Origin of the sequence: Caldibacillus debilis DSM 16016 (genome assembly GCF_000383875.1) — a bacterium.
In the GTDB taxonomy this organism is placed as follows: domain Bacteria; phylum Bacillota; class Bacilli; order Bacillales; family Caldibacillaceae; genus Caldibacillus; species Caldibacillus debilis.
Window position 1 is genome coordinate 162,930 of the sequence record NZ_KB912880.1, and the last position, 12,029, is coordinate 174,958.

8 protein-coding genes are annotated in these 12,029 nt (G+C 53.2%); 7 read left to right on the forward strand and 1 reads right to left on the reverse strand.

The features are described from left to right. Positions 1 to 135: 135 nt before the first annotated feature. The 6 genes from A3EQ_RS0103945 to A3EQ_RS0103985 all read left to right on the forward strand — a co-directional run bounded on the left by A3EQ_RS0103945 (position 136) and on the right by A3EQ_RS0103985 (position 7,076). Positions 136 to 795, forward strand: a complete 660-nt coding sequence (locus A3EQ_RS0103945) for a YczE/YyaS/YitT family protein (RefSeq protein WP_020153889.1) — start codon at positions 136 to 138, stop codon at positions 793 to 795. A 6-nt stretch (positions 796 to 801) separates the two neighbouring features. Further along, positions 802 to 1,227: a cysteine metabolism transcriptional regulator CymR gene (cymR, locus tag A3EQ_RS0103950; RefSeq protein ID WP_020153890.1), complete on the forward strand. Its 426-nt coding sequence runs from the start codon at positions 802 to 804 to the stop codon at positions 1,225 to 1,227. 36 nt (positions 1,228 to 1,263) lie between these two features. After that, a complete protein-coding gene (locus A3EQ_RS0103955) occupies positions 1,264 to 2,415 on the forward strand; it encodes a cysteine desulfurase family protein (protein ID WP_020153891.1) in 1,152 nt (383 codons plus the stop codon). 4 nt (positions 2,416 to 2,419) lie between these two features. Further along, complete coding sequence (gene mnmA, locus A3EQ_RS0103960; protein ID WP_020153892.1) at positions 2,420 to 3,532, forward strand: tRNA 2-thiouridine(34) synthase MnmA; 1,113 nt, start codon at positions 2,420 to 2,422, stop codon at positions 3,530 to 3,532. 847 nt (positions 3,533 to 4,379) lie between these two features. Continuing rightward, on the forward strand, positions 4,380 to 6,788 hold the full coding sequence (gene recD2, locus A3EQ_RS0103980) for an SF1B family DNA helicase RecD2 (RefSeq protein WP_020153896.1): 2,409 nt from the start codon (positions 4,380 to 4,382) through the stop codon (positions 6,786 to 6,788). A 96-nt stretch (positions 6,789 to 6,884) separates the two neighbouring features. Continuing rightward, positions 6,885 to 7,076, forward strand: coding sequence for a hypothetical protein (locus tag A3EQ_RS0103985; protein ID WP_020153897.1), 192 nt, complete (start codon positions 6,885 to 6,887; stop codon positions 7,074 to 7,076). 1,135 nt (positions 7,077 to 8,211) lie between these two features. On the opposite strand, the gene A3EQ_RS0104010 is transcribed toward A3EQ_RS0103985, so the two are convergent. Further along, positions 8,212 to 10,038 carry an APC family permease gene (locus A3EQ_RS0104010; protein WP_020153902.1) on the reverse strand — a complete coding sequence of 609 codons (1,827 nt, stop codon included), beginning with the start codon at positions 10,036 to 10,038 and terminating at the stop codon, positions 8,212 to 8,214. A gap of 809 nt (positions 10,039 to 10,847) precedes the next feature. Between A3EQ_RS0104010 and A3EQ_RS0104025 the strand changes: the two genes are divergently transcribed. Then, positions 10,848 to 11,918 carry an AI-2E family transporter gene (locus tag A3EQ_RS0104025; RefSeq protein WP_020153905.1) on the forward strand — a complete coding sequence of 357 codons (1,071 nt, stop codon included), beginning with the start codon at positions 10,848 to 10,850 and terminating at the stop codon, positions 11,916 to 11,918. The last annotated feature ends 111 nt before the right edge of the window (positions 11,919 to 12,029 follow it).

A 12,029-nucleotide genomic window follows, 5' to 3' on the forward strand; every position in this document is an offset into this window, starting at 1 on the left:
CGCCCGCTTCCTTTTGCGCCAATTCTTGGACTGCCTCACATATTTCGTTTGCCGGCAAAAGTATGCTATAATTCGGGAAGTAAAACCCTTCGTTTTTCAGCAGGATGATCCTTTAAAGACTGATGGGGCGTTCGGATGGAAAAGAACATCTTTCGTTACCTTCTTTTTTTTGCCGGGCTGGCCGTCATGTCCTTCGGCATCGTTTTGACGATCAAAGCCGATTTGGGCGCGGCCCCCTGGGATGTGCTTCACATCGGTTTATACAAGCAATTCGGATTATCGATCGGAAGCTGGTCGGTCATCGTCGGGGTGTTCATTCTCGGCCTTTCTTCTGCGATCATGAAACAATGGCCCCGGATGGGCTCCTTTCTGAACATGATTTTCGTAGGCCCGTGCATCGATTTGTTTATGGCCGTTCCGTGGCTTTCCACGCCGGATACGCTGGCGGGAAAGTTGGCCATGCTGATTGCGGGCATTCTCATCCTCGCCCTCGGAATGGGGATTTACATCTCTGCAAGGATCGGCGCCGGACCGCGGGACAGCCTGATGCTGGCCCTTCACCTGAAAAAGGGATGGAAGATCGCCCATGTCCGCCTGGCCATGGAAACGATCGTGCTTTTCATCGGTTTTATCCTCGGCGGCCCGGTCCATCTCGGCACATTGGTGATCACCGTTTCCATCGGGCATGTAACGGGGATCACCCTCCCCCTTTGCAGAAAACTGGCCGACCGCTTTCTTTTTCAAAACGGCGGGAAAACTGCGAACAGAATATGGCATCCTAATAAAGGAGTTTGATATTCGGTGAAGATATCGACGAAAGGGAGATACGGCCTGACCATTATGATCGAACTGGCCAAAAATTACGGAAACCGCCCGACCCCGCTCAAGGCGATCGCCCAAACCCATGACTTATCCGAGCATTATTTGGAGCAGATCGTGTCCCAATTGCGGAACGCCGGGTTGGTCAAAAGCATCCGCGGCGCTTACGGCGGCTATGTGTTGGCGAAGGAGCCGTCGAAGGTTACGGCCGGGGATGTGATCCGCGTGTTGGAAGGCCCGATTACCCCCGTCGAAGGGATCGAAAACGAGAAACTTCCCCAGCAGCGGGAGCTTTGGCTGAGGATCCGGGACGCGGTCAAAAACGTCCTCGACGGGACGACCCTGCTGGATTTGGCCAACTATTCCGAGGACAGGGAAGCGATGGAAGGTTACATGTTTTACATTTGACAAGGGAACTTATCTTGCGGAAAACAGGTGATGGAAATGGAAAGAATCTATGCGGATCACGCGGCGACGACTCCGGTCATTCCGGAAGTAAAAAAGACGGTCTTGGAAATCACGGAAAAAATGTTTGGCAATCCGTCGAGCATCCATGCCTTCGGCCGGGAGGCCCGGGCGGTCGTCGACCAGGCGAGGCAGAACGCCTCCCGATCCATCGGGGCAAAATTCCATGAAATCATCTTCACGAGCGGAGGAACGGAAGCGGACAATTTGGCCTGGATCGGAACCGCCCTCGCCAACCGGGGGAGGGGGAAACACCTGATTACCACTTCCATCGAACATCACGCGGTGCTGAAGACGGCGGAATTTTTGGAAAGCCTTGGCTTTGAAGTCACCTATTTGCCGGTGGACGAATCCGGCGCCGTAAAGGCGGATGCGGTAAAGCGGGCGCTAAGGGACGATACGATCCTCGTTTCCGTCATGTTTGCCAACAATGAAACCGGGGTCATCCAGCCGGTGAAGGAAATCGGGGAACTTTTGCAAAACCATCCCGCCTATTTCCATACGGACGCCGTCCAGGCTTACGGTCATATTCCGATCGATGTGAACGAGCTGCACATCGATTTGCTGTCGGTATCCGCCCATAAAATGAACGGGCCGAAGGGCGCGGGATTCCTTTATGTGCGGGACGGCGTGAAACTCGCCCCCCTCATCCACGGCGGGGAACAGGAGCGAAGGAGGCGGGCCGGCACGGAAAATGTCGCGGCCATCGCCGGTTTCGGGAAAGCGATCGAAATCGCCATGGAAAGGATGGCTGCCAACAAGGCGCATCATGAACGGCTCCGGGACGCTTTTATCCGGAAGCTGCGGGAAGAAGGGGTGGATTTTGCCATCAACGGCGACCCGGAACAATCGCTGGCCAACATCATCAACCTCAGTTTCCCGGGGACGAGAACGGATCAGGTTCTGGTGAATCTGGATCTGGAAGGGATCGCCGCCTCCAGCGGCTCCGCCTGCACCGCCGGCTCCCTGGAACCGAGCCATGTCCTGAAGGCGATGTACGGGGAAAATTCCCCCCGGATCGGGAATTCGGTGCGCTTCAGTTTCGGTTACGGCAACACGGTTGAGCAGATGGAGATCCTCGGGGAAAAATGCGCCGCAGTGGTGAAACGGCTGTCATCAGACGGGAGGTGAGAACGTGCGGGACAGGAAAAACATCCGCGTCGTCGTCGGCATGAGCGGCGGCGTGGATTCGTCGGTCGCCGCCTTATTGTTGAAAGAGCAAGGCTACGACGTGATCGGGGTTTTCATGAAAAACTGGGATGATTCCGACGAAAACGGCGTATGTACGGCGGCCCAGGATTACGAAGACGTCGCCCGCGTCGCCAACCAGATCGGGATTCCCTACTATTCGGTCAATTTTGAACGGGAGTACTGGGACAGGGTCTTCACCTATTTTTTGGACGAATACAAGGCGGGAAGGACGCCCAATCCCGATGTGGTCTGCAACAAGGAGATCAAATTCAAGGCCTTTTTGGACCACGCCATGAAACTGGGCGCCGACTGCGTGGCCACCGGCCATTACGCGAAAGTCGTCTACCGGGACGGGGAGTACAAGCTCCTGCGGGGAGCGGACAAAAACAAGGATCAAAGCTACTTCTTGAATCAGCTGTCCCAAAAGCAAATTTCCAAAGTGATGTTCCCGCTCGGCGGATTGACGAAGGAGGAAGTCCGCAAGATCGCCAGGGAAGCGGGTCTTGCCACGGCGGACAAGAAGGACAGCACGGGGATCTGCTTTATCGGCGAACGGAACTTCAAGGAATTTTTAAGCAAATATCTTCCGGCCCAACCGGGCAAAATGATGACCTTGGACGGGGAAGTCAAGGGGACCCATGACGGCCTGATGTATTACACGATCGGCCAGCGGCACGGCCTGGGAATCGGCGGCGCCGGCGAACCGTGGTTCGTCGTCGGAAAGGACGTCAAGAAAAACATCCTCTATGTCGGTCAAGGATTCCACAACCCTTATTTGTATTCCGATTCCATCATTGCCACGAAGGTGAATTGGGTCTCCGAAAAGGAAAAGCCGGATACCTTCCATTGCACCGCCAAATTCCGCTACCGCCAGCCGGACTACGGCGTCACCGTGGAAAGATTGGACGGGGACCGGGTCCGGGTCGTTTTCGACGAACCGGTCCGCTCGGTCACGCCCGGCCAAGCCGTCGTCTTTTACAACGGGGAAGAATGCCTTGGCGGTGGCACCATCGATGAAGTGTTTAAAAACGGGGAAAAACTGAAGTACGTCAGCTGAAAACGAAAAGGCCCGATTCCTCCCGCCAAGGTCCGGCAGAGACGGGAGGAGGAGCGGGAAACGGATCAAACCGGCGGCGCTCCCGCCGAGAGCCGTGATGGACTCGTCCACGGCCTGCCGCCGGATGCGGGATCCGGGCCCCATGGAAAACGGGGATTTCAGCCGTTAAGCGGGCGGCTGCGTGTTCCTTCTCTTATTTGCCCCGCTTTCAAGCTTTCTCCAAGGATCCGCGGAGCTTTCGTTCCGCGGTTTTTTTAACGGTCCACAAAATCCGTCTTTCTTCCCCGCGGATCTGATTACACACGCGAAAGGGTGAAAGCGGCGCCCGGCCAAAGGACTTTCCGGCGGAAGGATTTCCGGCAATCTCCAGGGGATCGCCGGGTTTGACCGGATGTGCCCGTCCCGTGAAAGGATCTCCGAGTTTCTCCGCCTGGACTCGGGAATAAGTGAGGCCGTCGGGTTTGGGAGCGGTTATGCGTTCCCGGAATCTCCGTCCGGGGTTCTCCCGTTCCGAAAGAAGGATCCGGGAAGGAAGGCTCGGAATTGCTTTGAGGGGAGCGGCCGGCATTTGAAAAATCGGGGAAGTTCCGGCGCTTTTTTAATCTTTTCTTTTTCCCTGACGATTCCTTTCCGCATGGCAAAAGGCGCTGTGCTATAATGTTTGTGAAAAGCCAAAGGCTTCCGGATGAAGGATGCCGGCGTTACGGACAAACGGGATCCGGCGCGCGCTTTCGGCATGCCGGGTCCGTCGGGCCATTCGCGGGCCTTTTGCTGAAGACTTGGGAGCGAGGAAGGACAAAGTGAAAGATTGGGTATTTGCCGAACCGTCCATTGGGGGTGGGGCGTCATGACGGAACAAGGGACGGCGCCTTTCGCCGACGGAAAAAAATATATCAAAGGCCGGCTGATCGTCACGATTTTCCATAATGAAAAAAATTTGTACACGGTGCTTCGCCTGCGGGTGGAGGAGACGACGGAAGATTTCCGCGACAAGGAAGTCGTTGTGACCGGCTATTTTCCCCCGATCCACGAAAATGAGACGTATGTTTTTTACGGCCGATTTGTCGAGCATCCGAAGTACGGCCTCCAATACCAGGCGGAGCAATTCCGCAGGGACATCCCGACCACGAAGCAAGGGATCATTCAGTATTTGTCGAGCCCCCTTTTTAAAGGAATCGGGAAAAAGACCGCGGAAAAGATCGTCGAGCATATCGGCGAAAATGCCATATCCAAAATCCTCGAGCAGCCTTCCGTGCTGGATTCGGTGCCGAATTTGCCGGCGGAAAAGGCGAAGCAACTGTACGATGCCCTCGTTTTGCATCAGGGGCTGGAAAAGATCATGATCGCCCTGAACGACTACGGGTTCGGCACAAATTTGGCCCTGCGGATTTATCAGGCCTATAAGGAACAGACATTGGAAATCATTGAACAAAATCCCTACCGGTTGGTCGAGGACGTTGAGGGGATCGGATTCAATAGGGCGGATGAACTGGGTTCCCGCCTCGGGTTTCAGGGCAGCCACCCCTACCGGATCAAAGCGGGCATCCTGTATGCGCTGGAAACCCTTTGCCTTCAGGAGGGTCATTGTTTTTACGAACGGGAATCCCTGAAGCAGGCGGTCAAGGAGCTGTTGGAAAAAAGCCGGGATGCCGAAATCGATTCGGATGCCATCGAACTGGAAATGCTGAAGCTGGAAGAGGAAGGAAAAATCATCGCCGAAGAAACGAGGGTTTACCTGCCTTCCATCTACTTTTCCGAAAAGGGGCTCGTCAACAATATCAAACGGCTGTTGGCGCAAGAACGGAACGGCGGGCGGTTCAGCGAAGCGGAAATTCTCCTGGCCTTGGGCGAAGTGGAAGAACGGTTGGGAATCGAATATTCCCCTTCCCAGAGGGAAGCGTTGCGCACGGCTTTGCATTCGCCGATGATGATCTTGACCGGGGGGCCGGGAACGGGGAAGACGACGGTCATCCGGGGGATCATCGAACTTTACGGCAAACTGTACGGATATTCCTTGAATCCGGCGGACTACCGGGGAGACGAACCGTTTCCCTTCCTGCTCGCCGCGCCCACCGGGCGGGCGGCCAAGCGGATGGCGGAATCGACGGGGCTGCCCGCCGTCACCATTCACCGCCTGCTCGGCTGGAACGGGACGGAATCCTTCGAACACGATGAAGACCATCCCGTTTCCGGTAAACTCCTGATCATCGATGAAATGTCGATGGTGGATATTTGGCTTGCCCACCACTTGTTTAAGGCGCTGCCGGACGACATTCAGGTCGTCATCGTCGGCGACGAAGACCAGCTCCCCTCCGTCGGACCCGGCCAGGTTTTAAAGGATTTGCTGGCATCCAACCTGATTCCGACGGTAAGGCTTACGGAAATTTATCGCCAGGAAAACGGGTCGTCCATCATCCCCCTCGCCCACTCGATTAAAAACGGAGTGATCCCCCCCGATTTGACGGAACAAAAGAAGGACCGTTCCTTTATCGCCTGTTCCTACCGGCAGGTTTCGCATGTCGTCCGTCAAGTCGTGGAAAAGGCGCTGGAGAAGGGGTATTCGAAGAAGGATATTCAAGTGCTGGCCCCCATTTACCGGGGCAACGCCGGCATCGATCATTTTAACCTTCTGCTCCAGGATCTGCTCAACGGAAACGAAGACGGAAAGAAACGGGAACTGAAGTTCGGGGACGTGACGTACCGGGTCGGGGATAAGGTCTTGCAGCTCGTGAACCGCCCGGAAGACAATGTGTTCAACGGGGACATCGGGGAAGTCGTCGCCATCCTTTACGCCAAGGAAAATGTCGAAAAGGAAGATGTATTGATCGTTTCCTTCGACGGGAACGAAGTCGCCTATACCCGGCAGGATTTGCAGCAGATTACCCTCTCCTATTGCGTCAGCATCCACAAATCCCAGGGGAGCGAGTTCCCGGTCGTCATTTTGCCGGTCCTGAAAGGCTATTATCGGATGCTGAGGCGGAACCTGCTCTATACGGCGGTGACGAGAAGCAAGCGGTTTTTGATTATCTGCGGGGAGGAAGAAGCTTTCCGCATCGCCGTTTCCCGGGCCGACGACCATCAAAGGAACACGTCCTTGCGGGAAAGATTGCTCCGCGCCTGCCGGGAAACGGAAGAGGAAGATCCGGAAGCCGTCCGAGAATCGTCTCTGGAAGAGGAACTAATGAAGGTCGACCCGATGATCGGAATGGAAAATATCACGCCGTACCATTTTTTGGAGTCCGGGGAAAAGGAATGAGGGGCCGGATGTTTCCTCCGCGGCAGTTATATTTTTTCCGTCATTTGGGCAGGATGAAAATGTTTAACATTCCTTCTTTTCGGCGAGGTGCGAACATTGTTGGTCTGCCCGAATTGTCACGGAAAAGATATCGGAAAAATCGGCATTAACCAATACTACTGCTGGAACTGTTTCATCGAATTGTCCGTTGCGGACGGAAAGATCTGCGTCCATCAAATCGAAGAGGACGGCACCCTTTCCTCTTTGGATGATTTGTTTACCGAAGAGGAGCGGCGCTATCGGGCGTGAACGTCTGATCCCCTTTTTTCGGCCTGGTTTTGCCGGCCGGCTGAAAAACCAAGACGATTCACGTCTTTTTTTGTTTCTTTTTTGACCGGAAGATTTTTGCACGACCGGCTTGATCGAATCCGGTTTCACCCTTCCATCCCGCCGGCAACATCGCCGGGCAACCCCGGATCGGCTTCCGCACATAAGCTGCAGATGCAAATTCCTGATCAACCATGAGCGGACGGTTTCATGCCCTGTTATTCGCCGTTTCCTGGCCGGAAAAATCATCCGCTGAAAGCCTCGGTCTTCCTCTCCGCATCCCGTTCTCGGCCCGCTTTCGGGCCCCGCATTCCCGCAAATTGGACCTTCCATGGACTCTGCAGAATCCCATTAATGACAGTAAGCAATCCGCATCGAAATTCCTCCCGACAAGCAAACAGAAAAGCGGTCCATGCAAGCGGGCCGGCTCTTTTTCGCGAAAAGAAAAACGATAGCCCGCTTCATCTGCCTCCGGTCAGGGGACCCGGCCGTGGAAACCCGCCGGAGCGGCTCCCCCAGTTGTTTTCCCATATTTGCCGGAAAGCGAATTATCCATTCGAGCGGCAGGAAAGAGAAAGGTGAATGCGTTCCGGTCGGGAACCGGTCATTGCATTCGGAGCACCTCAATGAATCTTTCAAGTACAAATCGAGGGATTAAGTTGAATGTATATAAAAATGACGGAATATTCATAAAGTTTATTGATATTGAGAATCGGTATTAATTAAAAATCGGAAGGTGGAAGTCTGCATATTTTCCGGACCGAAAATCGAGAAACAGAAATAAAAGGAGGAAAGAGACGGGAATTGAGAAATTTCCCGGGTTCATCCCGTAGGGTATTTTACGGAAGGGCTGAAAGATTACGAACTCTGCACGGCAAACTTATTCAGTCCTTTCCCGGCCGGATGTTTCCGTCGGTACGCTTTCCGCAGGGCGGAAGAATAGGATGCCGTGGGCTGATCCATTCGTTTTAGAACCGCCAGCGCCTCCAAAAAATGTACAGCCTGAGTCCTCAGCCATTTGGGACTCAGGCTGTTTTTCATTTCCGGCCGTAAGACCGGGAGACGCTTCGCCTCCTTGAACAGGGCGGGTTGTCTTTTTCCGCCGGAGCCCGTCCCCTTATTTTTTCAAGTGGTAGGGAACGGTGCTGACCACGACGTTTTTCCTGTGCAGCAAGTATTCGCGAAGGATCAGGCCCGATTGGTTATGCAAAATGTTGTGCCAGCCTTTCTTCGGCAAAAATTGGGGAATGATGACCGTCACGCCGTAATTGGCTTTCATCGCCCGGGAATTCACCATGTCAATGAATTTCCCCAATTTCCCGTTGATGTTCCTGTAGGAGGAGTAGATGGTGACAAGCCGGACCCCGGGCTGCCACTTCTTCCATTTCTCCTCGAATTTTTTCGTCTCTTCCTTCGTAAATCCGACGTAGACGGCGATGATCAGATCCGGCGACAAGGATTTGGCGTAAATCAGGGAATTTTCCACAACCCTCGTAATGCCGGATACGGGCACGATGATGATATTTCCCTTAATCGGCTTGGCGGGTTCATCGGGACAGAGCCGCAATTGATCCCCCACCGCAAGATAGTGGTTCCGGATGCGGTCGAAAAACAAAACGATCAGCGGCAGGAAGATGAGGACCGGCCAAACCTGGTTCAATTTGGTAATAAAAAACATGGACGTAACGATGAAGCAGATGATTGCGCCGGTCGTATTAATCAAGAACCTTTGCACCCAGCCGACGGGTTTTTCCCGCATCCATTTGACCATCATTCCCGTTTGGGACAAGGTAAAGGGAATGAAGACGCCCACCGCATAGAGCGGGATCAGGTGTTCCGTATTTCCGTTGAACAGGAATACCAAAATAATGGCGGTCACGGCAAGGGTGAGAATTCCGTTGGAATAAACGAGACGTTCCCCCCGGCTCAGAAACATTCTGGGCAAATATTTGTCTTTGGCCAGATTTACGGCCAACAGCGGAAAAGCGGAAAATCCGGTGTTGGCGGCAAGCACCAGGATGATCGTCGTCGCCACTTGGATGAAATAGTAAACGATGTTTCGCCCGAAGGTATGGGACGCGATTTGGGAGACGACCGTTTCCGTCGCCGAGGGAACGATCCCGTAGTAATAGGCCAAAAAGGTGATGCCTGCCACCATGATGGCGAGGATCGTTCCCATGACCGCCAACGTTTTTGCCGCATTGGCCGGGGCCGGATCCTTGAAATTCGGGACGGCGTTGGATATGGCTTCCACGCCCGTTAAAGCGGAACATCCCGAGGCAAAAGCTTTCAGCAATAAAAACAGGGAAATGCCGGCGACCGGCGTCCCGACGGATACTTCCGTCTCCGGCGGCACCGCGCCGGTAACGATCTTATATAGGCTTGTTCCGATCAGCAACAATATGGCAAAGATGAACAAATAGACAGGAAAAGCGAAAACGTTGGCCGATTCGGTGATCCCCCTGAGATTTAAAATGGTGATGAAGATAATGAACGAAACGGCAATCTCCACTTTGAAAGGCAATAGAACCGGGAAAGCGGAAGCGATGGCATCCGCCCCCGACGAGACACTGACCGCCACCGTCAAAATATAATCCACCAACAAGGCGCCGCCGGCGATTAACCCGGGTTTGGCGCCGAGGTTTTCCTTCGATACGACGTAGGCCCCTCCCCCATGGGGGTAGGCGAAGATGATCTGGCGATAGGACAAGACGAGCGCCGTCAATAATATCAGAATTCCGAAGGCAATCGGAAGGGAATACCAGATGGCCAGATAGCTGAATGTGGCGAGAACGATGATCACTTGCTCAGGGCCGTAAGCAACCGATGAAAGCGCATCGGAAGAAAGGATGGCCAATGCTTTGACATTCGACAATTTTTGTTCATTGATTTCCGTCGACTTCAGCGGTCTTCCAATGAGCAGTCTTTTTACTGAAAATGCCAAAATCTCACCTTCTTAGTCCGAATAATGAGGTTTGCGGATGCTTTGTCCATGGGCCAAGACATCCAAAGAAAATCTCAAAGCGAATGGAGTGGAACCTTGTGCCATGTGTTCATCAAGCATCCGGCGCCTGATGCATCCCTTTCTTTCCCGATGGCGCGAAAGGGCTACCGCCCGGGTTTGGCCCTTGAGCCTCGCATGGTTCGGATTCACCTCCGGAATAGGTTTTGCATTCGACGAAAGATTTTTTATTTGTGTCCCAAAGATGAAGAACTGGGAAGCAGAATGATATGTTACTCCTTTTTTGGCGAAATGTAAATACGCGGATTCGAAATTTATTTGTTGATATTTTATGGATGGATTCATTTTCCATCCATAACTGCAGAACAGCATTCGATGGCTTCTTGTATGAACGGCCGGCTAAATGCCATGGCCGTTTTTCTGAAAGGCCCGAGGGACGCATTCCTCCTCAGCCGTGGCGGCCATCCTTCCGCTTATCTTTCCCCGTTTCTCCCCCGCCGGCCGATGTTCCTTCCGTTTGCGGCCGGGGAAAACACGATTTTTTCAGCCGCGTTTTATCTTAATCTGTTCAGTTTCGCTTCCGATCCCGAAAATCCTTCGGACGCCATTGCCATTTCCCGTCCGCTTCTCCGGTCATCCCGAAAGCCTTCGCGGGTTCGTCCCGTTCATTGGCGCCCCGGAACCTTCTTGAGGTTCTTTCGACGGACGAATCAAGATCCTTTCCTTTTTTCGGGGAATGTCCGCGAATAAAAAACCGCTGTTTTGTAAACCTAAAACGAGGAGGATGGCCCATGGACATCAAAATGAAATGGTTTTACCGGCTGGCTTTTTTGCTGTTATTATTCATCGTGCTTTTTGTTTTTTTTAAATTGCAGCCCTTTTGGCATCCGGTCTTGACGACGGTCTTGAAGGCGCTCTTCCCCTTTGCCGTGGCCGCATTCATTGCCTATCTCCTCTATCCGCTCATCCGCTATCTGCAGAAAAACGGCTTGCCGAAAGCGCTGTCCGTCCTGATCATCTATCTTTTGTTTTTCGGCGGCGCCGGGGTGGCCATTTACAAAGGTTTGCCGGCGTTATTGGACCAATTGAAGGAACTGTCGGCCAATGCGCCTTATGTGATGGAACAATATGAAAATTGGGTTTCCGTCGTCGAAAGAAACACGAAAACTTGGCCGGACGGCTTCAAAGAGGAGATTGATCAAGGTTTTGCCGCGGTCAATGAAACGGTGGAGAGGCTCGCCGAAAAAACCCTGTCCTTCTTCTTTTGGATTGTCGACTCGTTCATCATCTTGACGTTGATTCCCTTTATCGCCTTTTTTATGATCAAAGATATGGAGGTTATCCAGAAGGCCTTTTGGTCGGTCGTCCCGGAAAAATGGAAAGATCCCTTGAGGGATTTCTTCGCCGAAGTCGACCGTTCCCTCGGCGGCTACATACGGGGCCAGCTGATCGTCTGTACGCTGATCGGCGGCCTTTCTTCCCTCCTTTTTTGGTGGATCAAAATGAAATATCCCCTCATTTTGGGATTGATCGTCGGGGTCACCAACGTGATCCCCTATTTCGGCCCGATCATCGGGGCGGTCCCGGCGGTCGTGATCGCCGCGACCGTTTCTTTTCGCATGGCCGTCTATGTGGTGCTCATCCTTTTTATTTTGCAATTCCTTGAAGGAAATATTATTTCCCCTTATGTCGTCGGGAAAAGTGTTGACTTGCATCCCCTTTTCATCATATTATCGATCTTGATCGGGGAAGAGGCGGGCGGGGTTTTGGGCCTTGTTTTGGCCGTCCCGATCGTCGCGATCCTGAAGACCGCCCTCTTGGAATTGCGGCGGCAAATGAAGGGGAAGGAACGGGCCGGATGAAAGACGAAAAAGCAAGAAAGCATTGACAATCCCGGCCGCTGTGAATATAATCCTCTATATAATAACAATGAAAAACAGCCAAACGGCTGCGGAATAAATCCATCCGCGAAA